The organism is Paraburkholderia haematera (assembly GCF_905220975.1).
Taxonomy (GTDB): Bacteria; Pseudomonadota; Gammaproteobacteria; order Burkholderiales; family Burkholderiaceae; genus Paraburkholderia; species Paraburkholderia haematera.
This window is the reverse complement of record NZ_CAJNBK010000003.1, coordinates 56,547-80,316: the sequence shown is the minus strand read 5'-3', so window position 1 is coordinate 80,316 and position 23,770 is coordinate 56,547. Positions and strand designations below refer to the sequence as shown.

Annotated in this window: 20 protein-coding genes; 10 read left to right on the top strand and 10 right to left on the bottom strand. The window is 61.7% G+C overall.

Annotation, left to right across the window (positions count from 1 at the left end; all coding sequences use genetic code 11):
* Positions 1–2: 2 nt before the first annotated feature.
* Both choW and KHO23_RS07670 read right to left on the bottom strand, forming a co-directional pair.
* Positions 3–914 (bottom strand): choline ABC transporter permease subunit, encoded by a 912-nt coding sequence (gene choW / locus KHO23_RS07675; RefSeq protein ID WP_211610421.1) that lies wholly within the window; start codon positions 912–914, stop codon positions 3–5.
* Positions 907–2,085, bottom strand: coding sequence for a quaternary amine ABC transporter ATP-binding protein (locus tag KHO23_RS07670; protein WP_211610420.1), 1,179 nt, complete (start codon positions 2,083–2,085; stop codon positions 907–909). Before KHO23_RS07670 ends, choW begins: the two co-directional genes overlap by 8 nt.
* Positions 2,086–2,845: 760 nt before the next feature.
* Between KHO23_RS07670 and KHO23_RS07665 the strand changes: the two genes are divergently transcribed.
* Entirely contained in the window at positions 2,846–3,172 is a 327-nt protein-coding gene (locus KHO23_RS07665) for a hypothetical protein (protein ID WP_211610419.1), read from the top strand.
* A gap of 66 nt (positions 3,173–3,238) precedes the next feature.
* On the opposite strand, the gene KHO23_RS07660 is transcribed toward KHO23_RS07665, so the two are convergent.
* The gene (locus KHO23_RS07660) at positions 3,239–4,369 is read right to left on the bottom strand and encodes a VIT1/CCC1 transporter family protein (RefSeq protein WP_211610418.1); all 1,131 of its coding nucleotides are present in this window, start codon (positions 4,367–4,369) and stop codon (positions 3,239–3,241) included.
* A 329-nt stretch (positions 4,370–4,698) separates the two neighbouring features.
* Between KHO23_RS07660 and KHO23_RS07655 the strand changes: the two genes are divergently transcribed.
* Positions 4,699–4,980 (top strand): hypothetical protein, encoded by a 282-nt coding sequence (locus KHO23_RS07655; protein ID WP_211610417.1) that lies wholly within the window; start codon positions 4,699–4,701, stop codon positions 4,978–4,980.
* Positions 4,981–5,123: 143 nt separating this feature from the next.
* On the opposite strand, the gene KHO23_RS07650 is transcribed toward KHO23_RS07655, so the two are convergent.
* Entirely contained in the window at positions 5,124–6,419 is a 1,296-nt protein-coding gene (locus KHO23_RS07650; protein WP_211610416.1) for an MFS transporter, read from the bottom strand.
* 111 nt (positions 6,420–6,530) lie between these two features.
* Positions 6,531–7,628, bottom strand: a complete 1,098-nt coding sequence (locus KHO23_RS07645) for a tartrate dehydrogenase (protein WP_211610415.1) — start codon at positions 7,626–7,628, stop codon at positions 6,531–6,533.
* A 161-nt stretch (positions 7,629–7,789) separates the two neighbouring features.
* Between KHO23_RS07645 and KHO23_RS07640 the strand changes: the two genes are divergently transcribed.
* The 7 genes from KHO23_RS07640 to KHO23_RS07610 all read left to right on the top strand — a co-directional run bounded on the left by KHO23_RS07640 (position 7,790) and on the right by KHO23_RS07610 (position 15,163).
* A complete protein-coding gene (locus KHO23_RS07640) occupies positions 7,790–8,701 on the top strand; it encodes a LysR family transcriptional regulator (RefSeq protein ID WP_211610414.1) in 912 nt (303 codons plus the stop codon).
* A gap of 485 nt (positions 8,702–9,186) precedes the next feature.
* The gene (locus KHO23_RS07635; RefSeq protein WP_211610413.1) at positions 9,187–10,278 is read left to right on the top strand and encodes a porin; all 1,092 of its coding nucleotides are present in this window, start codon (positions 9,187–9,189) and stop codon (positions 10,276–10,278) included.
* Positions 10,279–10,548: 270 nt separating this feature from the next.
* Positions 10,549–11,412, top strand: a complete 864-nt coding sequence (locus KHO23_RS07630) for a branched-chain amino acid ABC transporter permease (protein WP_407946045.1) — start codon at positions 10,549–10,551, stop codon at positions 11,410–11,412.
* A gap of 8 nt (positions 11,413–11,420) precedes the next feature.
* On the top strand, positions 11,421–12,431 hold the full coding sequence (locus KHO23_RS07625; RefSeq protein WP_211610411.1) for a branched-chain amino acid ABC transporter permease: 1,011 nt from the start codon (positions 11,421–11,423) through the stop codon (positions 12,429–12,431).
* Positions 12,424–13,188: an ABC transporter ATP-binding protein gene (locus KHO23_RS07620; RefSeq protein WP_211610410.1), complete on the top strand. Its 765-nt coding sequence runs from the start codon at positions 12,424–12,426 to the stop codon at positions 13,186–13,188. The genes KHO23_RS07625 and KHO23_RS07620 overlap by 8 nt, the downstream gene beginning before the upstream one ends.
* A complete protein-coding gene (locus KHO23_RS07615) occupies positions 13,175–13,882 on the top strand; it encodes an ABC transporter ATP-binding protein (RefSeq protein WP_211610409.1) in 708 nt (235 codons plus the stop codon). The genes KHO23_RS07620 and KHO23_RS07615 overlap by 14 nt, the downstream gene beginning before the upstream one ends.
* A gap of 96 nt (positions 13,883–13,978) precedes the next feature.
* Positions 13,979–15,163: an ABC transporter substrate-binding protein gene (locus KHO23_RS07610; RefSeq protein WP_211610408.1), complete on the top strand. Its 1,185-nt coding sequence runs from the start codon at positions 13,979–13,981 to the stop codon at positions 15,161–15,163.
* Positions 15,164–15,282: 119 nt separating this feature from the next.
* Here KHO23_RS07610 and KHO23_RS07605 read toward each other — a convergent pair whose 3' ends face one another.
* The 5 genes from KHO23_RS07605 to KHO23_RS07585 all read right to left on the bottom strand — a co-directional run bounded on the left by KHO23_RS07605 (position 15,283) and on the right by KHO23_RS07585 (position 21,693).
* Positions 15,283–16,188 carry an SDR family oxidoreductase gene (locus KHO23_RS07605; protein ID WP_211610407.1) on the bottom strand — a complete coding sequence of 302 codons (906 nt, stop codon included), beginning with the start codon at positions 16,186–16,188 and terminating at the stop codon, positions 15,283–15,285.
* A gap of 86 nt (positions 16,189–16,274) precedes the next feature.
* Complete coding sequence (locus tag KHO23_RS07600; RefSeq protein WP_211610406.1) at positions 16,275–17,831, bottom strand: class I adenylate-forming enzyme family protein; 1,557 nt, start codon at positions 17,829–17,831, stop codon at positions 16,275–16,277.
* Positions 17,828–19,543 (bottom strand): long-chain fatty acid--CoA ligase, encoded by a 1,716-nt coding sequence (locus KHO23_RS07595; protein ID WP_211610405.1) that lies wholly within the window; start codon positions 19,541–19,543, stop codon positions 17,828–17,830. The genes KHO23_RS07600 and KHO23_RS07595 overlap by 4 nt, the downstream gene beginning before the upstream one ends.
* Positions 19,544–19,605: 62 nt before the next feature.
* Positions 19,606–20,823, bottom strand: a complete 1,218-nt coding sequence (locus KHO23_RS07590) for an acyl-CoA dehydrogenase family protein (protein ID WP_211610404.1) — start codon at positions 20,821–20,823, stop codon at positions 19,606–19,608.
* Positions 20,824–20,919: 96 nt separating this feature from the next.
* Positions 20,920–21,693, bottom strand: coding sequence for an SDR family oxidoreductase (locus KHO23_RS07585; protein WP_211610403.1), 774 nt, complete (start codon positions 21,691–21,693; stop codon positions 20,920–20,922).
* A gap of 265 nt (positions 21,694–21,958) precedes the next feature.
* On the opposite strand from KHO23_RS07585, the gene KHO23_RS07580 reads away from it, so the two are divergent.
* On the top strand, positions 21,959–23,764 hold the full coding sequence (locus tag KHO23_RS07580; protein WP_211610402.1) for an acyl-CoA dehydrogenase: 1,806 nt from the start codon (positions 21,959–21,961) through the stop codon (positions 23,762–23,764).
* Positions 23,765–23,770: the final 6 nt, after the last annotated feature.

The window sequence follows — 23,770 nt, the reverse complement described above, 5'->3', positions numbered from 1 at the left end:
GTTCAGCCGTGCTGCGCCGCCGGCGCCCGGCGCACCTTCCGCACCTTCATCAAGCTGCGCAAGCCCGACAGCAGCGGCGCCCGCGCCGTGCCCGGCGAGCGGCCGAAACTCTCCGTAATGCGGTCGAGAATGATCGCAAGCATCACCACCGAAAGCCCGCTTTCGAAGCCGAGACCGATATCGAGCCGCTGAATACTCGCCAGCACGTCGTTGCCGAGGCCGCCCGCGCCCACCATCGAGGCGATGATCACCATCGAGAGCGCCATCATGATGGTCTGGTTCACGCCGGTCATGATCGACGGCAGCGCGTTCGGAAATTGCACCTTGTAGAGCAACTGCAAGGGTGTGCAGCCGAACGCCTGCCCGGCTTCGACGATTTCGCGATTCACATGCTTGATACCGAGCGACGTGAGACGCACAGCAGGCGGCATGGCGAAGATCACCGTGGAAAGGATCCCCGGCACGCGGCCGAGACCGAACAGCATGGCGGCCGGAATCAGGTAGACGAATGCAGGCATGGTCTGCATCAGGTCGAGCACGGGGCGCACCATCATCTCGACGGTGCGGCTCTTCGCGGTCCAGATGCCGAGCGGCACGCCGAGCAGCAGGCTGATCAAGGTCGATGAGAGCGTGAGGCCGAGCGTGATCACCATCTGATCCCAGAAGCCGGTGCCGTAGATCAGCAGCATGGCCAGCAACGTGAACAGCGCGAAACGCCAACCCACCCGCCACAAGCCGACGCCCACGAAAAACGCCATCAGCGCCCACATCGGCACCGCTTGCAGCCCATGCTCGATCAGGGCGGCAAAACTCTCGATGACCTTGCCAATGGAATCGAATGTTTTGGCGTCGTGGTCGAGCAGATAGTGAACGCCGTGATCGACCCAGGCGCCAAGTGGAATGACTTCAGACATGGGAACCTCGATGGCGCGTGAGAACGTTCAGCACGTTCGTCTTGTTGACCGAACCGCAGTAGGAGCCGTCCGCTTCGACGACCGGCAGCGGCGCACGGCTCGCCACCACGCGTTCGACGACGTCGTCCAGTGGCGTAGTACGGCGGATGCATTCGATGTGATTGAGCTTGGGCGACGCGCTGCCCATTGCGTCGCGGCACACGAAGCCGCGGATCTTGCGCTCGGCGTCGAGCACGAACGCGTAATCGGCGCTGCCGTTGAGCGTCGCGGCCACGCTCGAAGCGTCGATCTGCGGCGAATGCTGCATGAGCGGCACCGCGTCCGTCTGCATCAGATCGCCGGCCGTCAGATAGCGGCTCGTGTCAATGCCTTCGAAGAACGCGCGCACATAGTCGTCGGCGGGATTGGTGATGATTTGCTGCGGCGTGCCGACCTGCACCACCTTGCCGCCTTCCATGATCGCGATCCGGGTGCCGATCCGCATCGCCTCTTCCAGGTCGTGCGAGACGAACAGGATGGTGCGCTGCTGCTCGCGTTGCAGATCGAGCAGCACGTTCTGCATTTCCTTGCGCTTGAGCGGATCGAGCGCGGAGAACGCCTCGTCCATGATCATCAGCGACGGATTGACCGCCAGCGCTCGCGCAAGACCCACGCGTTGCTGCATGCCGCCGGACAACTGGGCCGGCAACTTCTGTGCGAACGGTGCGAGGCCGACCTGTTCGAGCACCGTCATGGCGCGCTTTTCACGCTCCTTCTTGCCGATACCCGCCACTTCCAGCCCGAAGGCCGCGTTGGACAGCACCGTGCGCTGCGGCATCAAGGCGAAGGACTGGAACACCATGCTCATGTCCTTGCGGCGCAGCGCCGTCAGTTCCGCGCGCGGCACGCTGGCCACGTCGCGGCCGTCGATCAGCACCTTGCCGGCCGTCGGCTCGACCAGACGGTTGATCAGGCGAATCAGCGTCGACTTGCCGGAGCCGGACAGGCCCATCAGCACGAAGATCTCGCCTTCCTTGACTTCGAACGATACGTTGTGGACACCGACTATCTGACCGGTGCGCGCGAACACTTCTTCTTTCGTCGCACCGCCTGCCAGCATGCCGATCGCCTGTTTCGGGTTAGTGCCGAACACCTTGCACAACCCTTCGACCACGACCTTGGGGGAATTCATTGAATGCTCTCCTCGCGTGGCGGACGTCCGTCCGCGCTGTGCATACATAGTTGCCAGAAAAAAGTACGCCTAGCCGACTATTTGCGACAACCACATGTGGAAATGCGACACCACCGCCGCGCGGATCTCGGGAGGCGGCGGCTAAAGCCCTGTTGGATAAGGGTTTGCGGGGTGTTGGGGTGGTCGGCCTGGCGTGTCGCGCCAGAGCAAGTTTGGGGGATCTGGCGGAAAAAACGGCTGTGTGGGGAAGCAGCGATCGAACTTGCGGCGGTGCAGCAAGCGCACCGTTGCCCAGCGGCCGTCGTGACGGAGCCGCGCGATGGCTCCGCTGGCCGACGCGCGCTATCGCGCGCGAACAACCTGCAACAGACGGTCGGCCCGCGAGAAATACCAGATTGCAATGCCGGCCAGAACCGGAGACATGCACCACAAGCGCGCAAGCGACCAAACTTCAGCAGAAAAACCCATTGCTCCCCCGTTCCATCGTGGATGCCCGTCGGCAAAATTTGAAACGGCGCGACCTGGCTATTGATTGCCGGTTCGAGCCGAAAACAGCGTCGCTGGTTGCACGCAACGCAAAGAAAACCGGAGGTCTAGCCGGTTCATGGTGCACGGGAATCATTAGGGGAACCTTAAGGCTGCCCCCCGTTACTCCGTGTTACCAATCTCGCATCCTTCTTGCACCTGCAAATCGCGGCCCTGCCTACACTGCGCACCATCTTCACTGTCATCGCCCGCAACTGTCAGGCGAAAAGAAAACATGCGCAAGAACCTATTATCAGTGATTCTCGGCGGCGCGACACTGGTAGCCTCCACGCTCGCTTCCGCCCACGTCGACGTGGGCATCGGCATTGGCATTCCCGGGCCGGTTTTCGTGCCTGCCCAGCCGGCCTACATCGAGCCTCCGCCGGTCGTCTACGCGCAGCCACCGGTCGTGGGATATGGCTACGGTTACGGCGATGGCGACGACTGGCGCGCCCGTGAATGGCACGAGCGGCAGGAATGGCGTGAACGGCAGTGGCGCCACCACGAGCACGAAGAGCACCAGCGCGAATGGCGCGAGCGTCATGGTTGGGATGAGGACTAAGGCAATCGAAGTTGCGGCATCGTGAGGCAAACGTGGCGCCGGTACCGGACGACGCCACGATCCCTGTCACGAGATCGACACGCCCAGTAGCTTGCCGATTCCGAACGTAAACCCCGCGGCAACGAGACCGATCACCACCTGCCGCATGGCGGAGAACCCCGCGCCGCGTCCGTTGAATAGCGAGGTAAAGACGCCAATCGACGCGAGCGCAAGCGTGCTAAGTACGATGCATTGCACGATCGCGTTCAGCCCGTGCGTCCACAGGAACGGCATAACCGGAAAAATCGCGCCAAGCGAGAACAGGCAAAAAGAGACACCCGCAGCGGACCACGGATTGCCGCCCAACTCGGCGGGGTCGAGCCCGAGTTCCTCACGCGTCAGCGTATCGAGCGCCTTGTCCTTGTCACGCATCATCTGCGATGCCACCCGTTTGGCTTCGACCGCGTCGAGCCCCTTGGCGCGATAGATCAACGCCAGCTCGTGCTCCTCCGCTTCTGGCGACATTTCCAGTTCTTCCGCTTCTTTCGCAATCTGGGTGCTGGCCAGCTCGCGCGCATTGGTCACCGACAGCCATTCACCCAATGCCATCGAACACGCACCGGCGATCAGGCCGGCGAGCCCCGTGAGCAGGATCGCCTTGTTGCCGGTTCCCGCACCGGCCACGCCCATGATCAGGCAGAAGTTCGACACGAGGCCGTCGTTCGCACCGAGGACGGCCGCGCGCAGATCGTTACCCGACGAAACACCCTTGTGCCACGATTCCGCCGCGGCAATGCGCGCCCCTGGCGCCTGGTCAGGGTTGCCACCGCCGTGAGCCAGGGTCTGGACCACCGCCGCGTGGTGATGCTCGTCGGCCGACATGCGGCCCGCGTCCGGCTGCCCGTGATATTTGTTACGGTCGGCGTATTCGGCCGCAGCGAGCGTGGGCAGCACAAAACCCGCGCCGAACAGGTGTACTAGTGCTTTCATCAGCCGCGTTTTGACGGCCTGGCCGGCGCCCTTCGGCTCGATGCCGTTAGCTCTCAGCTTATCGGCCCACACCTGCGCATGATCGCGCTCCGACTTCGCGAGATCGCTGTAGACCTGCTTGCGCGTGTCGTCCTTCTCGGTTTTCGCGAGCGTTTCATAGAGCGCGGCGCTATGGAGCTCATCGGAGAGATTGGCCCGGTATCGCTTGACTTCGTGTCTGGATGCCATGGTGACGTACCTGCATATCGGATCACTAATAACGAAGCGTAATCGATTCAGGAACGAAAATCATAAAGCCCCTAAAGCGCGTTGTTAGCGAGAACGCCAACGGTTCTCATCCCCATCCGGTTCAGCACAATTTTCCTTAAGACATGCTTAGACGTGGGCTTATCGGGCACCTGTGCCTGGCACCGTTGCTTTCTATTTTCAGTGCTTCGAAATACGGAATAAATCTGTTTGAGCGCCCCTAAGGAGAAGTTAAGGAAAACTTCTTATTCTGTGAGTACGCACCGACCCGAATGGTCGGCGCGGCACCGTCACTCTATTGGAGAACCATCATGAAAGCACTCAAACACATCATGCTTATTGCGTCGATCGTCGCCATCCCGACGCTGTCGTTTGCCCAGCAAACGAACACACCGATGAACGACACAACGCCGGCACCCGCGGTCTCGATGCACGACACGCAGAACAATCAACCGGGTACGCAATATCAGCAGCCTTCGCACAAGGTGTCGAGTAACGGCGACAGCTCAGGTTACGGCGCGCCTGCGACAAGCTTTTCGCAATCTTCAACGATGCATTTCGCGGGCAAGAACTCGGGCTTGTTCAAGCATTGAATACGCGCGATAACGCCTCGCACTTCCGCACTTCCGTGCTGTCCGCTACACACAGCAAGTCAGCGGACAAAAGGCGGCGCGGGAGCGAGGCGCATCGTCGATCGCGAAGCCGATCAGAAGGGTCAATCAGACAACGAGCGAGATCATTGCGGCGCCGGTGCTGCCCGATATCCTCGCCGGCCGACAGCCAACGCGAGCGCGGCGGATACCGCAAGACTCGCCGCCACCACATAGAGTCCGGCCGCATACCCCCCAGTCACACTCTTTAGCCAGCCGATTGCAAACGGGCCAACGAAACCGCCGAGATTGCCGATCGAGTTGATCATGGCGATACCCGCCGCCGCACCGGCGCCCGAGAGGAAGGTGCTCGGCATGGCCCACAGCGGCGCCTTGGCCGCGCTAATGCCTACGTTCACGAGGATCAGCGCGAGCACCACCGCCACGATGGTATCCGCAAAGCCGGCCCATGCGAGCCCAACGCCCGCTGCCACGCACGGAATCACCACATGCCACGTGCGCTCGCCAGTGCGATCCGAATGACGGGCCCACATCACCATGCCGATCACAGCCAGCACGCTGGGAATCGCATTCAATGCGCCCGTGCCGAGCGTGCTAAAACCGAACTGACGAATGATCAACGGTGCCCAGAGCCCGAGCGTATAAAGGCCCGCAGACGTGCCGAAGTAAATCATCGACATGATCCACACGCGCGGATCGCGCAGCGCGGCGAGTGCACCTGCCGCATGGCCTGCCTGCGATTCGCGTCCCGCCCGTTCTTCGCGCAACGTCGCAATGAGCCATGATTTTTCATCCGCCGCAAGCCATGCCGCCTTTTCTGGCGAATCGGTGAGCGCTTTCAAAACCACGAAGCCGAGCACGACAGCCGGAATCGCTTCGATGATGAACAGCCATTGCCAGTCTTTCAATCCGAGCAGAGCCGGCATCTGCATGATGGCGCCTGAAATGGGCGATCCGATTGCCGTCGACAAAGGTGCGGCTGCCATGAACGCCGCCGCTGCGACTGCACGCTGCCGCGCGGGAAACCACTGGCTGAGATAGAGAATGATGCCGGGAAAGAAACCGGCTTCGGCCACCCCGAGCAAAAAGCGCAGCACATAGAACGAGTTCGGCCCAACCACAAACGCGGACGCCGCCGACACCAGCCCCCATGTCACCATGACGCGTGCAATCCAGATACGCGCGCCGACCTTGTTCAGGATGAGGTTCGAGGGCACCTCGCACAGAAAGTACCCGAGAAAGAAGATGCCGCCGCCTAGCCCGAACATGGTCGGCGAAAGTCCGAGGTCCTTGTTCATCGTAAGCGCGGCAAAGCCGACGTTCACACGATCAAGAAAGCTGACAAAGTAAAGCAGCATGACGAAGGGCAAAATGCGCCACGTCAGCTTGCGAACCACGCGGGCTTGCAATTCATTGGCCATGCGAGTCTCCATTCTTTCAATCGCCCGTGACGTGTTCGTCCGGGCGCTTTGTTTTTGTCTAATGCGCGTTGCGTATTACGTATTGCCTATTACGTATTACGCGTCGCGAGTTCAGGCCGCCTTGAATTCCGCCGCCGGTTCCGCCGCAGCGAGGATCGTGCAGACCGCGTCGGTTACCTGCGCTGTGGTGGCCGTGCCGCCAAGGTCCCCGGTGTGCAGCGCCGGGTCAGCCGTGATGCGTTCGATCGCGTTCATCAATTGCTGCGCGGCGCCCGCCTCACCAAGATGCTCGAGCATCATCACCACCGACCAGAACGTGCCGACCGGATTGGCGAGACCCTTGCCCATGATGTCGAAAGCGGAGCCGTGAATCGGTTCGAACATCGAGGGATAGCGGCGCTCGGGGTCGAGATTCGCGGTCGGTGCGATGCCGAGGCTGCCGGCCAGTGCCGCTGCCAGATCGCTGAGAATGTCCGCGTGGAGGTTTGTCGCGACAATCGTGTCGAGCGTGGCGGGACGATTGACCATGCGCGCGGTGGCGGCATCGACGAGTTCCTTGTCCCATTTGACGTCGGGAAACTCTCTCGAAACTTCGAGCGCAATCTCGTCCCACATCACCATGGCGTGGCGTTGCGCGTTGCTCTTGGTGATCACCGTCAGCAGCTTGCGTGGCCGCGACTGGGCGAGACGGAACGCGAAGCGAAGAATGCGCTCCACACCCGCGCGGGTCATCATCGAAACGTCCGTTGCCACTTCGATCGGATGGCCCTGGTGCGCGCGTCCGCCCACGCCGGAGTACTCACCCTCCGAGTTCTCGCGAACGATGACCCAATCGAGATCCGCCGGCCCACAGCGCTTTAAAGGGGCGTCAATGCCGGGAAGAATGCGCGTGGGGCGCACGTTCGCGTACTGGTCGAAGCCCTGGCAGATCTTCAGGCGCAGCCCCCAGAGCGTGACGTGATCGGGAATATGCGGGTCGCCTGCCGAGCCGAACAGAATCGCGTCTTTGCCGCGGATGGCATCCAGCCCGTCGGCCGGCATCATCACGCCGTGCTGGCGGTAGAAATCGCCACCCCAATCGAAATTCTCGAACTCGAACTGGAAGGCGTCGCTTCGTGCCGCGATGGCTTCGAGCACCCGTTGGCCTGCGGGCACGACTTCCTTGCCGATGCCGTCGCCGGGAATGGTTGCGATGCGGTAGGTCTTCACTTGCGTCTCCATGATGTTGAACGTATGGCTGCATCCTAGAACGGAGACCGCTCGCGAAAACGCTGCTAGACTCAAAGCATCCTTAACCTGAAGTTAACAATGAGTGACTCATCAGTCTGCTCATTGGCTCACTCATTGGCTGACTCATTGGCCCGTTTAGCATGACCTCATCAATCCAGCCGGACGACCTCGCCTTCTTCTCCACGCTCGCCGCCAGCGGCAGCCTGACGGCGGCTGCGCGCGAACTCGGGTTGAGTACCGCGGCCGTGAGCAAGCATCTGGCGCAAATGGAATCGCGTGCGAGCGTCTCGCTTGTCAATCGCACAACGCGACGCATGAGCCTCACGCCGGAGGGCGAGCTCTATCTGACACGCGCAAGGCGCATCCTGAGCGAAATGGACGACCTGGCCCAATTGCTCGGCGGCTCGCAAGCGGCACCGAAAGGCCTGCTGCGCGTGAACGCGACGCTCGGCTTTGGTCGTAGCCACGTGGCGCCGCTGATTTCCCGGTTTGTGCGGCGCTTTGCCGAAGTAGACGTGCAGTTGCAACTCTCCGTCGACCCTCCCCCGATCAGCGACGACGCCTTTGACGTGTGCGTGCGCTTCGGCGAACCGCCGGATGCTCGGGTGATTGCGCGACGGGTCGCGTCCAACCGCCGGTTGCTTTGCGCTTCGCCCGCGTATTTCGTCAAACGTCGCGCACCACGCAGTCCAGCGGAGCTATCGCAACATAACTGCATCGGCATTCGTCAGGGCGACGATGGCTACGGGCTATGGCGTCTGACCAGCGGACGCGGTTCGGCCGAAAAGACCGAGACAGTTCGCGTGCGCGGCAACCTCACCACCAATGACGGCGAGATCGCAGTGAAGTGGGCGCTGGACGGCCACGGCATTCTGATGCGGGCGGAATGGGATATCGCTGAGTATCTCGCCGACGGCCGCCTGATTCACGTACTGCCGGAATACCGCACGCCGGGTGCCGATATTTACGCGGTGTACCCGCAACAGTTGCAAATGACGGCACGGGTCAAGGCATTCGTCGACATGCTGATAGAGACGCTTGGCGCACGTTGAGCCACCCCTTCACAGTTCTGCAATGCAGAATGCCAGTATCGCGCGGCCGATCGGTAATTCAAACCGGATAATTCCAGCAATTCCCTTGTATTACCGGGCCTTACGGCGTAAATCAAGCGCGCCCGCAATGCCAGGTGTTTTCCCTATTCTGGCCTGCATTGCAGTCCAAACAAGCGATTCCCCCCGTTGACACAGAACGAACGGTCGTGCCAAATTGCGCCTGCATCCTGTGCGCAAGCACGCGATCAATGAGTTCATAGCAGCGCCGAGCCGCCCCAGCGAATCAGGAGACAACCCAGCAGGCAACCGGACCCAAGGCGCCCACCAGCAGATCCATTATTTCGCATCCCTTACGAGATTGCGAAGGCTCGTCATTGTCACTACGGCCTCTTTAAATCGCATTGCGCAACAGATCGCCAGAGCCTTGCAGCACACGCATTACTTCGCCAGTTCAATCGATTCCAAAAAACCAGGAGACACGAAGCATGCCGGCAAGTCATCGCAGTCGGGTTGGAGCCATTCTCGGATTAGCAGGTGCGTGCGCACTCGGCGCCGTGCAGAGCGCCCATGCGCAAAGCAGTGTCACGTTATACGGTATCGTCGACGGCTCTCTGCTCTACACCAGCAAAACACTTAATCCGACCACCGGCCAGAGCGCCGGCCATCAATACTCGTTCACCGACAGCGGCCTCTCGGGCTCGCGCTTCGGCATGCGTGGCGCCGAAGATCTCGGCGGCAGCATGCGCGCGATCTTCGAACTCGAAAGCGGCATCAGCATCGCGAACGGCGCGTTCAGCAATTCGAACGGCAACGCATTCGGGCGGCAGGCGTGGGTCGGCGTGGACAGCCGCTACGGTACGGTCAAAGCCGGTTTGCAGTTCTCGCCCTTCTTCCTTGCGGTGTACGACTTCGATCCTCGCGAGATGTCGTATTTCGGCAGCGGCCTCATCACCTACCTCAATAACGTCTATGTGACCGGCCTGTTCAACCCGAACGGCATTTCGTACACGTCGCCGGAACTCGCTGGCTTGCAAGCCAGCGCGATGATGGCGCTAGGCGGCACAGCCGGGAATTTCCAGGCGGGCCGCCAGTATTCGGCAAGCCTGCGCTACCACCTTGGCTCGCTGACCGTCGATGCGGCGCTCTACAGCGGCAACGCGGGTGGTAGCGCTGCATCGATCGCGATTCCGAGTGTGGTCGAGTTCGACGGCCGTGCAATCGGCGCCAGCTACGTGTTCAACAGCCTGACCGTGAAGGCTTCATACGTGCAATACAAAGTGGCGGGGTCGTTCAACGATCGCGTCTATTCAGGCGGCGCCAGCTATCGCATCACACCGGCGCTGAACGTCGATGCCGGTGTGTGGGTCACGCGCGACGGGAATAACTCGTCGAACAATTCGATACTCGCGTCCACGGGGCTCGAGTATTCGCTGTCGAAGGCCACCGTGGTGTATGGGCAAGCAGGCTTTGTCACCAACCACGGCGCGATGCACACCGGACTGTCCGTCAACAACGCACTGAACGAAGCGACCGGCACCACCGCCGGCGTGAACATCGGCATGCGGCACATGTTCTAGCAATCTGCAATGCAGAACAATCAAAAGGGAAAAACCTATTGACGCAAAGTGAACGCTCGTGCCAAATATCGCTCGTGCCACCGCACATCACTTGTGTTGTTTGCGCCAATGCGTGCGCGTTTCAAACCGTCGACAACCGTCGATAACGGCCGCCGGATTCGAGAGAGCGGCTGTTGTCCCGTCCGTAGTCAGGCGTGCGGCGATGCGTCTTCCTGAACAAGGGTGACAATTGCACAGCGCGCCTCCGTTGGAGGGCGTAAAAGCGTGGATATGTTTTTGCAGCAGGTTCTCAACGGGTTGACGCTGGGTGGCATCTACAGCCTCGTCGCGCTCGGCCTCACGCTGGTCTACGGCATTCTCGCGGTGCCGAACTTCGCTCACGGCGCGTTCTACATGGTTGGCGCGTTCGTTTCGTTCTACCTGATGAGCCGGCTCGGCTGGAACTACTGGCTCGCCATGATCGGCTCCGGCTTCGCGGTCGCGCTACTTGCGATCCTCGCCGAGCGGCTGGTGTTCCATCCGCTGCGCAAATCTTCCGAATTGCATCCCATGATCGCCGCGATCGGCCTTCTGCTATTTCTCGAAGCCGGTGCGCAAGCGATCTGGGGCGCGGACTTTCATCGCATGGCCACGCCCTATGCCGGAATCATCGACCTGGGCGGCGTGACCGCGCCGTTGCAGCGCTTGCTGATCATCGGCGCCGCGTTCGCCCTGGTGGTGGTGCTGCAACTCTTCCTCAGATACACGGTGATCGGCTCGAGCATCATCGCGATGGCGCAGGACCGCGAAGGCGCCTCGCTGATGGGTATCGACGCCAACAAGGTGACGATGCTGACCTTCGGCATCTCGGGCCTGCTCGCCGCCGTGGCGGCCACCTTGTACGCGCCGATCAACCTCGTCTATCCGGCGATGGGCCAACTGGTGATCCTGAAGGCCTTCGTGATCATCATTCTCGGCGGCATGGGCAGCGTGCCGGGCGCGATCGTGGGCGGCCTGATCATCGGCATGGCGGAGAGCTTCGGCGCCTTCTACATTTCGACCGACTACAAGGACATCATCGCCTTCGTGCTGCTGGTGGTGATTCTGTCGGTTCGTCCTCAGGGGCTGTTCACCAGGGAACTGCGCGCATCGTGAAATCAGTCATGAAATTATTCGAGGGCAAGCTGGGGTGGACGCTGCTCTTCGTGCTCGGTCTCGTGTTCCCGTTTCTGGCCACCAACGACTACATGCTCACGGTAATGTCCACCGCGTACATCTTCGCGCTGGCCACCGTCGGGCTGAATCTGATCACCGGCTATACGGGGCAGTTCAATCTTGCGCACGGCAGCTTTATGGCGGTGGGCGCGTACACGGTGGGCATTCTCACGGTGGATCATCAGGTGCCGTTCTGGCTCGCGTTCGTCGCCTCGGGCGTTGTCGTCGCGATACTGGGTGTGCTGGTGGGCCTCGTGTCGTTGCGTCTGCGCGGCCATTACTTTTCTATTTTCACGCTGTGCGTCGGCTACATCATGTTTCTCGTGATCGAGAAATGGGACAGTCTCACGCACGGTGTCTCGGACATTGTCGGCATCCCGGCGCCTTCGGGCTTCGGCATCGTTTCGTTTGACAATCCGCGGCCGCTCTATTACCTGGTGTTCGCGTTTCTGGTGCTCGGCGTGTGGCTGATGCATCGCATCGTCAACTCGCTGCTCGGCCGGACCTTCATGGCGATCCGCAATAGCGACGGCCTCGCCCAGTCGCTCGGTATCAACCTGATGCGCAACAAGGTGCTGGCCTTTGTCCTCTCGGTCGTCTATGCGGGGCTCGCGGGCGGTCTGTATGCAGGCTCCGTACGCTTTCTCGCACCGGATCTGGCCGGCGTCGAGCATACCTTCGATATGACCATGTACATGCTGGTGGGCGGCATCGGCACCCTCGCCGGTCCGCTCCTCGGCGCGCTCGCCATTCCGTGGCTCACACAGTATCTGCAATTTTTGCAGGAGTACCGCTTCGTCGTGTTCGGTCCGATCCTGATTCTGCTGGTGATCTTTCTGCCGAACGGGATCGTCGGTTTGTACATGGCAAGACAAAGCCGTCGCGTGAAACATGCGGCGCCGAACGGCGGCGTTGTCGCGCGTCAGTCGCAACCCGCGCGCGGAGACCGTCATGCTTGAAATCGACTCGCTCAGCAAACACTTCGGCGGTCTCGTCGCGGTGGACGACGTCAGCACGCATATCGAAGCCGGCAAGATCAACGCGATCATCGGTCCGAACGGCGCGGGCAAAACCACCTTCTTCAATCTGATCAGCGGCACCCATTTGCCAAGTTCCGGGCGCATTCTCTTCAAAGGCGAGGACGTGACGAAGCTGAGCGCCGATCAGATGGCGCGCCTCGGTGTCGCGCGTACATTTCAATCCACCGCGCTGTTCGACCGCGCCAGCGTGCTCGACAACCTGATCGTCGGACACCGGCTGCGCACCCGCTCCGGCCTGTGGGACGTGCTGACGCATTCCGCGCGGCTCAAGCAGGAGGAACGCATCTGCCGCGAGAAAGCGCGCGAGGCGTTGGACTTCGTCGGCCTGTCGGCGATTGCGGAACGGATGGCCGGTGACATCTCGCAGGAAGAGCGCAAACGCGCCGCGGTGGCGCTCGCGCTCGCCACTGAACCAGGCCTGATGCTGCTCGACGAACCGGCGGGCGGCGTGAATCCCGAAGAGACCGAAGGCCTGGCCGAACTGATCCGCAAGCTGGTGAAGCACGGCGTCACGGTTTGCCTTGTCGAACATAAGATGAACATGATCATGAAGCTTGCCGACCGCATCATGGTGCTGAACTACGGCAAGAAAATCGGCGAGGGCACACCTGCCGAGATTCGCGCGAACCCGGCCGTGATCGACGCCTACCTGGGGAGCGAGCATGCTGAAGTTTGAGAACGTCTCGCTCGATTACGGCAGTTTCCGCGCGCTGGACGGCATCACGCTGCACGCGGACGATGGCGAACTGGTGGTGCTGCTCGGCGCCAACGGCGCGGGCAAGAGCTCGATCTTTCTCGCCACGAGCGGCTTGCGGCGCGCCGCGAGCGGCAGTCTGCGCCTCGGCCCGCGCGAGCTGCTCGGCATGACGCCGGCGCAGATCGTGCGCAGTGGTGTGATTCAGTGTCCCGAGGGCCGCAAGCTGTTCCCCGGCATGTCGGTGCTGAAGAACCTAACGCTCGGTGCCTATGTGCATCGTGGCGACAACGCCGGCAATCAGCGCAATCTCGAGCAGGTGTTCGCGCTCTTCCCGCTTCTTGCCGAGCGCAAGGAACATCTGGCTGGCTCGCTGTCCGGTGGACAGCAACAGATGGTAGCGATCGGCCGCGCGATGATGGCCCGGCCCAAGGTGCTGCTGCTCGACGAACCGTCGCTCGGCCTCGCGCCGCTGGTAGTCAAGCAGGTGTTCGAGGTGATCCAGCAGATCAATCGCGCGGGCACGACGGTGCTGCTCGCCGAACAGAACGCGTTCGCGGCGTTGAAAATCGCGCACCGTGCCTATGTGATCGAGAGCGGCCGTATCGTGCTGGAAGGCGATCACGCGAGCCTGATGAACAACGAAGCGATCCGGCGCGCCTACGTCGGCGGCTGAACGAATTTGACGCACGGCGGCACGCGCGGACTGCAGCATGACCTGACGCATAACCCAAGGCACCGGCCCATTCGAACAATCCCAAAGGAGACACGTATGACGATCAAACGCTTGTGCGGACGCGCCGGCCTGTATGCGGCTGTCGCCACGACTGCGATGCTGGGCGCGGGCGCCGCGATGGCGCAGCAGGTGGTGCATATCGGCTACTCCGGTCCGTTGAGCGGCGGCGCGGCGAAGTACGGCCAGGAAGTGCTCGAAGGCATGCAGATGGCTGCCGCCGACGTCAATCAGGCCGGCATTGAAGTGGCCGGCAAGAAGATCAAGCTCGAGATCGTGCCGCTCGACGACAAGTACAACCCCGCCGAAACCGCGATTAACGCGCGGCGCCTCGCGCAGGAACAGCAGGCCGCCGTGGTGCTCGTACCGCATTCGGGCGGCGGCTTCGCCGTGCAGACCAGCAACGAGCAACAGAAATTGCTCCTGCTCTCGTACACCAGCGTGCCGCAGATCAGCGAGCGCGGCAACAAGCTCACGGTGCGCATTCCGCCCGCGTTCACGTCGTATCTGAACTCATTCATCAAATACGAAATGGCGACGTATGGCAAGAAGGTCGCACTCGCCGCCACCGATACCGACTACGGCAAGGTCTGGGTCGCCGCATTCAAGCCCGCATGGGAAGCAGCAGGCGGCACGATCGTCGCGGACAATTCGATGTCGTATAACCGCGCCACCGATTTCTATAGCGGCGTGAGCCGCGTGCTGGCGGCCAAGCCGGATGTGATGTTTATCGGCGGCCCGTCCGAGCCGACCGGCCTGATTGCGCAGCAGGCGCGCGAGTTGGGTTTCAAGGGCGGCTTTATCGTCATGGACCAGGCCAAGCTCGACGAAGTGGCCAAGGTCACCGGCGGCTATGCGCCGCTGAACGGTGCGATCGGTGTATTGCCCTTAGCCAACGATGACACGCCGAACGCCAAAGCATTTGTGGACCGCTTCCGCAAGAGCCACGGCGGCCGCGATCCTAGCCAGGAGGTCTCGCTGAATTACACCGCGGTCTACGCAACGGCACTCGCCATGAAGCTGGCCGGCAGCGTCAGCGACGCGACCGCGATCCGCAATCAGTTCGATAAGGCTGTGAAGGCGCTGCCGCCGCAAGCCAATCCGCAAAGCGTGACGGGCGTCGACGACCATGGTGGCTTCGTGATCGGCAATCCGCTCGCGGCGGTGGTTCAGGGTGGACAGTTGAAGCCGGCGGGATTGAGTTCGCTGACAGTGGCGAAGTGACGACGCGATCGGGAAAGGCTTAAAAAAGGCGCCGTGATTTTCACGGCGCCTTGTGCTTTAAAGGTCTTGCGTATTTGATGCCTCTTGTTTCTGGAGCCGGCGCTTCCGCCGACTCGCGATTATCCCTTCAACGCTTCGATAATCTGTACACGCACTTCAGGGCGTTCGGCAAACGGATCGGTCGGATTGCGCGGCGCGACGATATCCTCAGCACGCGTTTTCACGGCGCCTAGCGCGTGCGGATGCGAAAAGATATAGAACTGCTCTTCGCGGATCGCATCGAACACCATTCCCGCGACCTCTTGCGCACTCACCTTCCCCGAACTCACTGCCTTCTCGCTCATCGCGCGCGACACGCGTTGCGACAAGGTCGGCGGCGTCTCGTTGGCCAGTTCGGACGGACGGTTGCGATGCGCCTTCGCGATACCGGTCGGCACGAAATACGGGCACAGCACTGAGCATGCCACCTGTTGCGTAACCAGCGAAAGATCCTGATACAGCGATTCCGTGAGCGACACCACGGCATGTTTCGACACGTTGTACGGCCCCATCATGGGCGGGTTGAGCATGCCCGCCATCGACGCCGTGTTGACGATGTGCCCGCGATATCCCGCATCGCGCCTGGCGGCGTCGAGCATCAGCGGCGTGAAAACCCGCACGCCGTGAATCACGCCCCACAGGTTGACGCCGAGCAGCCACTGCCAGTCGCGTTCGGTGTTCTCCCACACGAGCCCGCCGCTGCCGCCCACGCCTGCATTGTTGAAGACCAGATGCACGCCGCCGTAGGCGTCGAGCGTGGCGCGCGCCAATGCGTCGATTTCCTCGCCTTTCGCGACATCGACGCGACGCGCGATTGCCTGCGCGCCGGCCGCGCTCACCTCGGCGAACGTTTCGTCGAGTGCGTCCTGCTGCACGTCGGCGAGTACGAGGCGCATGCCCAGCTTCGTACCGAGCCGTGCGAATTCACGGCCGAATCCGGAGCCGGCGCCGGTGATCACCGCGACCTTGCCTTCAAAATTGTCCATGCCTTGTCCCATTGCCAGTTGGTGTGTTCAGTCAGATGTCCAGGCGCCTTGTTACACCGCGTTTTTTCACCGCGCTGTTTTCCGAGTTAACGCGCGGCGGGATAGTACTGTTCGCGCAATTCCCGTTTCAGTACCTTGCCAATCGGACTGCGCGGCAAGGTATCGATGAATGTCAGCGCGGAGAGCCGCTGCATTTTTCCCAGCCGCGCGTTGACCCACGCAAGGAGCGCCTCGGCGTCGATCGGTGCATGTGCCCGGCGCACCACGAAGGCAACCGGTGTCTCGCCCCACTGCTCCGACTGCGCGCCCACCACCGCCACATCCGCCACGTCGGGATGCGTGCGCAGTTCAGCCTCGAGATCGCTCGGATAGACGTTGAAGCCGCCCGAAATGATCATGTCCTTCTTGCGATCGAGCAGCGTCAAAAACCCGTCTGCATCGAAGCGCCCCATGTCGCCCGTGCGGATAAAGCGCTTACCGCTCGGGTCGTACCACTCCGCCTCGGCGGTCTTGTCCGGTTGACGGTAGTAGCCCGTCATCATCGCGGGCGAATGGCCGACGATTTCGCCCACCTCGCCTGCCGCCACCTCCTTGCCGGACTCGTCGATCAAACGGATATCGTGACCTTCCATCGGTTTGCCCACCGTATGCAGCTTGGTCGGCCATTCGTCGGCCTCCAACTGGCACGAGCCGCCGCCTTCGGTCATGCCGTAGTACTCAGTGAGCCTGCCCGGCCAGCGGCGCACCACGTCCGCCTTCACGCTCGCCGCGAACGGCGCGCTGGTACAGAACTTGGCCCGGAAGCTGGAGAGGTCGTAACGGTCGAAGTCCGGATGCGCCATCAAACGCTGATACTGGAGCGGCACCAGCATTGTGTGCGTGACACGGTACTGTTGCGCGAGCTCGAGATAGCGTGTGGCGTCGAATTTCGGCATCAATACAACCGTGCCGCCGAAGGTCAGCGTCGGCATGAAACTCACGAGCGTCGTGTTCGAATACAAGGGCGTGGAGATCAGCGTCGCGGCCTCAGGGCCATAGCCGCGCTGAATGCTGCGCACCGCATAGGCCCAGCGCATGCCGTGCGACTGCACGATGCCCTTTGGCGTACCCGTAGTGCCCGACGAATAGATGATGTTGAACGGCCACGCCGGATCGATCGTCACGGCTTCAGGCGTGGCCCCCGTGGGGGCGAGCCACGCTTCAAGTGCGGTGCTGCCTGCATGCGCATCGAGCGCGACGGGGATTGCGCTGACCTCGTCGGCCACCGGTTCGAGCAGGCGCTTGACGTCGGCGTCGAGGAACAGTAGCCGCGCCCCCGAGTTGCCGATCATGCTGACGAGACTCGCCGCGCTCGACGAGGGCGCGAGTGGCGCCACCGCCGCCCCCGCCCGCAGGCCGCCGAGAAATGCCACGGCATAGTCGACCGAGCCGGCCGCGCACAAGGCAATCGCGTCGCAAGGCTTGATGCCGTCGCGCTGCAACGCGGCGGCAAAGCGATCGACTCGTGCGTCCAGCGCGGCGTATGTCACGATCTCGCCGTCGCAGATCAGCGCCGCCTGCTCAGGGCGCTCTTTGGCAAAGCGGCGCAGCATGTCGGTGATGCAGACGAACGGTTCCTCCAGTAACGCTTCGAGCCATGTCATGACGAGGCGCCTCCTTGGCTGCCGCTCTCATTGGCTGCGACCCCGCGCGCCGCTTCCTCTTCCTGCAACTTGCGCCACAGAATCTTGCCGCTGCCCGACTTGGGCAAGGACGTCACGAACTCCACGATGCGCGGCGCCTTGTAAGACGCCATCTGATCGTGCGACCAGTCGATAATCTCCTGCTCGCTGATCGTGCCGGCATGCGCCGCGGCGGGCACCACCAGCGCCTTGACGGTTTCGCCGCGCTTCGCGTCCTTCACGCCGATCACACACACCTCCTGGATCGCGGGATGCCGGTACATGAGCGCCTCGACTTCCGCGGGCCAGACCTTGTAGCCTGATGCGTTGATCATGCGCTTGAGGCGGTCCGTCATGAAAAAATACCCGTCCTCGTCGATATGACCGAGGTCGCCGGTCCGCAAGAAACGCTTGCCGTCGAGTTCGATGAATGCTTCTTCAGTTGCCTTGGGATTGCGCCAGTAGCCCCGCATCACCTGCGGCCCGTTCACCACGATCTCGCCGGTTTCGCCTTGCGGGAGTTCCTGCAGCGTGACCGGATCGATCACGCGCGAGTCCACGTCGAACACCGGTATGCCCAGACATTGCGGCTTCGGCCGATGCGGCGGATTGATGTGCGTGGCAGCAATCGTCTCGGACATGCCGTAGCCTTCGACATAATCGAGCCCCGTGAGCGACTTGAGCTTTTTCGCAATGGCGTCCGGCATCGCCGCGCCGCCGCCGCGAGCGCCTGTCAGGCTCGACAGGTCGTATTCGCCGAGCTTCGGGTTCGACAGAAAGTCAACCATCATTGCCGTGATCGACTGCCACGAGGTCACGCGATATTTCTGCATGCATAGCGCCGCCGCTTCCCGATCCCAGCGCGGTAACACGACAATCGTTGCACCGGAGAAGATCGCGCTGTTCATGCCGCCTTGCATGCCGGTCACGTGAAAGAACGGCAACACCGCTAGATACACACCGTCCGAGGGCGCCGAGAACCACGCACAACCGCCGAGCAGCGTGCTCATCACGCTGCGATGGGTATGCATGCAGCCCTTCGGTTTGCCGGTGGTGCCGGACGTGTACGGCATCACGCACAAGTCGTCTGGACCGGTGGTCAACGGCCCCGCCGCGATACGCCGCTCGAGCACCTCGCGCCAGGGCACGACACCCGGAATAGTGAACGTCTTGCGCGGCGCCGCTATGAATTCGGGCACGGGAATCGGCGATGGCCGCTCCAGGTAATCGCTATACGTCGCAACGATAACGTGCTCGATACCCTGCCCCGGCCCTTTACCGATCAGCGGCTCGACGTTCGCGAACAGGCATTGCGGCGCGATGACCGTGGTCGCCTCGGTGTCCTCGACGTAATGCGCCAGTTCACCGCTCATGTTCATCGGATTGACCGGCACGACGACGGCGTTCGCCCGCAGAATCGCGTAGTAAGCAATGATCCATTGCGGGCTGTTCTGCATGTAAAGCAGCACGCGGTCGCCCGCCTTGACGTGGCATTCCTGCTGAAGAAATCCCGCCATGCGCTCGGTTTCGTCCTTGAACCCGGCGAACGTGATCGGCGTGTCGTAGAAGATAATGAACGGCTTGTCGGGAAAGCGCGCCGCCGACACCTCGGCGTTATAGAAAATATTGGTTTCGGGCAGTGTCAGATGCCTGGACACTTGTGGCGGCCAATTCGGGTGATGGCGTTCGTTCATAGGCGTCTCCTGCCTTACTGTCTGTGTATGTTTCACACCGGTGGTGCGTACTTCGTCTTTGTTTAAAGGTAGCGCCCAAGCTCCATCTTCGCGATGGCATTACGGTGCACCTCGTCAGGTCCGTCCGCGAAACGCAGCGTGCGCGAACTCGCATACGCGCGTGCGAGCCCGAAGTCGTCGCTGACCGCACCGCCGCCATGCACCTGCATGGCCCAGTCGATCACCTGGCACGCCATGCTGGGTGCGGCCACTTTGATCATGGCGATCTCCTGACGCGCGTCCTTGTTGCCGACCGTATCCATTTTGTGAGCCGCGTTCAGCACCAGAAAACGCGTCTGGTCGATCATGATGCGTGCGTTGGCGATTCGTTCACGCGTGACGCCCTGATCGGCGATCGGCCGGCCAAACGCCACGCGTTCGAGCGAGCGGCGGCACATTGCCTCGAGCGCGCGTTCAGCACGCCCGATCAGGCGCATGCAGTGATGGATCCGGCCCGGTCCGAGCCGCCCTTGCGCAATCTCGAAGCCGCGCCCCTCGCCAAGCAGCATGTTGCCGGCCGGCACACGTACGTTTTCAAAGGCGATTTCGGCGTGGCCGTGCGGAGCGTCGTCATAGCCGAATACCGGCAGATGGCGCAGCACTTTCACACCCGGTGTGTCCATCGGCACGAGAATCATCGACTGCTGCTGATGCCGGTTCGTGTGATCCGGATTGGACTTGCCCATGAAGATGAGGACCTTGCAGCGCGGATCGTTGGCGCCTGAAGTCCACCATTTGCGGCCGTTCAGGATGTACTCATCGCCGTCGCGTTCGATACGCGCTTCGATATTGGTCGCATCCGAAGAAGCCACGTCCGGCTCCGTCATCGCAAAGGCCGAGCGGATCGTGCCGTCGAGCAGCGGCAGCAGCCATTGCTGTTGCTGCTCGGGCGTGGCATAACGCACCAGCGTTTCCATGTTGCCGGTGTCCGGCGCCGAGCAGTTGAACGGCTCCGCGCCGATATGCGAGCGCCCCATGATTTCGCACAACGGCGCGTACTCCAGGTTGGTGAGCCCCGCCCCGTATTTCGACTCGGGCAGGAACAGGTTCCACAAACCCACGGCCTTCGCTTTTGCTTTCAATTCCTCGATCACCGGCGCGGGCTGCCAGCGATTGCCGGATTCACGCGCGGCGTCCATCTGCGCATCGAAAACCGCCTCGGCCGGATAGACGTACTCGCTCATGAAAGCGTTCAGGCGTTGCTGCAAACTCTTGACCTTGTCCGAGTACTGAAAATCCATGCGGCGTCTCCATGTTATGTACGTGCGCAGGGCGTGCCTGGGACCTCGCGCCGCGCTTCAAACCGCTTAGTTAGACTGATCAGTTAGACTGATGAATCAGACAATGATCGAGCCGCCGTCTACGGCGAAATACTGGCCTGTGATGTGACGCGACGCTTCACTCGCGAGGAACACGACCGGGCCTTTGAGGTCCTCGTCGCCGCCGAGACGCTGCAAAGGCGTGCGTGAGACGATCGTGCCTTCGAGTTTGTCGAGCAAGCCCGCCGACATCTTCGAGGGGAAAAAGCCTGGGCAGATCGCGTTGACGTTGATGTTGTACTTGCCCCATTCCGCCGCGAGCGCCCGCGTGAAGTTGATGGCCGCAGCCTTGGACGTGTTGTACGCAATCGTGTTCATGCCGGGCGGCGAACCCTTCAGGCCCGCCACCGAGGCAATGTTGATAATCTTGCCGGCACGGCGCGGGATCATGCTGCGCTTGCCGACTTCGCGAGCGACGAAGAATGGCGCGTGGACGTTCAGGTTCATCACCTTGTGCCAGGCCTCGTCGGGGTAGTCCTCGGCGGGGGCGCCCCATGTCGCGCCCGCGTTGTTCACGAGAATGTCGACGCGGCCATGCACGCCGAGCACTTCATCGACGAGACCAGGAATACCCTCGAAGCGCTGTAGATCGTTGACCACTGTCTGCACCTCGATCCCCAGGCTTTGCAGATGCGTTTTCGCCTCGGCGAGTTCATCGGCCTTGCGCGCGGTGATCGCCACGCGGCAGCCCATTTCCCCCAACGCTTCGGCCATTTGTAGGCCCAGCCCGCGGGAGCCGCCGGTAATCAGTGCAACCTTGCCGTCCAATTGAAACAGGTCTTTCACAGACATGACGCCGCTCCTCCAGGTTGTTCTGCAATGCAGACTTCCATTCCAGATTTTCTGACCATCATACGTGCCGAAAATCGCCGTGTAAATAAAAGCACGCTCATTCACTTTTGATTTAAACTGACACGCATCGCTGATGGGCGGATCATCGGGACTTACCCGAATGCCGCTCTTCTTAATCGGGCCGCGTCCGCGCGATTTCGTGTGTTTCCGCGTGTGTCGCGCAGTTGTTCTGCATAGCGGCTCACCTTTAGACGGGTCTTCTCCCATGCAAGATGCGCTGATCATCAACTCGCGTGATCTGGAATTCCAGTTGTTCGAAGTGCTCGAGGCCGAGACGCTCACGCAGCGCGCGCGCCATGCCGACCACAGCCGCGAGACCTTCAACGCGGCACTCGAAACCGCTCATGCAGTCGCCACCGAAAAATTCGCGACGCACAACCGCCTCTCGGACGAACACGAACCGCAATTCGACGGCCAGCGCGTGAGCATGCCCGCCGAGGTAAAGGAAGCGCTCGACGCGTTCCGCACGGCCGGTTTTCTCGCTGCGGGCAAAGACTACGAATGGGGCGGCATGCAGTTGCCCTCGGTGATTTCCTTTGCGTGCCTGTCGCTCTTCAAGAGCGCCAACATCGCCACCTCGTCGTACGCCATGCTGACCACGGCGAATGCGAACGTGATCGAACGTTTCGGCAGTGCCGCGCAAAAACGCAAGTATTTGCAGGCCTTATTCGAAGGCCGCGCGTTCGGCACCATGGCGCTGACCGAGCCGCAAGCGGGCTCGAGCCTCTCCGATCTCGTCACGAGTGCGACGCCCAACGAAGACGGCACCTATTCGATCCGCGGCAACAAGATTTTCATTTCGGGCGGCGATCACGAACTGAGCGAGAACATTGTCCACCTGGTGCTGGCGCGTATTCCCGGCGGGCCGCCGGGCGTCAAGGGCATCTCGCTCTTCACCGTGCCGAAGTTCCACGTGAATGACGACGGCAGTCTCGGCGCGCGCAACGACGTCGCGCTCGCGGGGCTGATTCACAAGATGGGCTGGCGTGGCACCACGTCGACGATGCTGTCGTTCGGCGAACGCGGCGAATGCATCGGCGAACTGGTGGGCGAAGCGCATCAGGGTCTCGCTTACATGTTCCACATGATGAACGAGGCGCGTATCGGCGTTGGCCTCGGCGCGGTCATGCTCGGCTACCGCGGCTACCTGGCCTCGCTCGATTACGCGCGCGAACGCCCCCAGGGACGGCGCCCTGACAACAAGAACCCCCTCGATCCGCAATTGCCGCTGATCGAACACGCCGACGTGCGCCGCATGCTGCTCGCACAAAAGGCCTATGTGGAAGGCGCGTATGCGCTGTGCCTGTATGCGGCGCGTCTGGTCGACGAACAAAACACTGGCGAGAACGACACCGCACGTGCCGAAGCGGGCCTGCTGCTCGATCTGCTCACGCCGGTGGTGAAATCGTGGCCGTCGCAGTGGTGCCTCGAAGCGAATAGTCTGGCGATCCAGATTCACGGCGGTTACGGCTATACGCGCGAATATCCGGTCGAGCAGTTTTACCGTGACAACCGCCTGAACATGATTCACGAAGGCACGCACGGTATCCAGGCGCTCGATCTGCTTGGCCGCAAAGTCGTGATGAAACAGGGTGCCGCGCTCAAGCTGTTGGGGCGTGAAATCCAGCGGAGCGTCGAATCGGCGCGGGTTCATCCGGCGCTGCAAGCGCATGCCGATTCGCTCGGCAAGGCATGGACCGAATTGACCGGGACGGTTGAAGCGTTATTGCCGACGCTGGCGAACGAAAGCGAACGCGCGCTCGCCAACGCGAATGCGTTTCTCGAAGCATTCGGCCATATCGTGCTTGCATGGACGTGGTTGCGGCAGGCGATCGTTGCGAGCGCTGCGCTACCCGAGGTGAAAAGCGAAACCGACGGTGATTTCTATCGCGGCAAGCTGCATGCGTGCCAATGGTTCTTCCGTTGGGAATTGCCACGCGTTTCGCTGATGCTTGCCACGCTGCGCGATCTCGACGATACGACGCTCAGCATGGCGCCTCGGTGGTTCTAGGTGCGA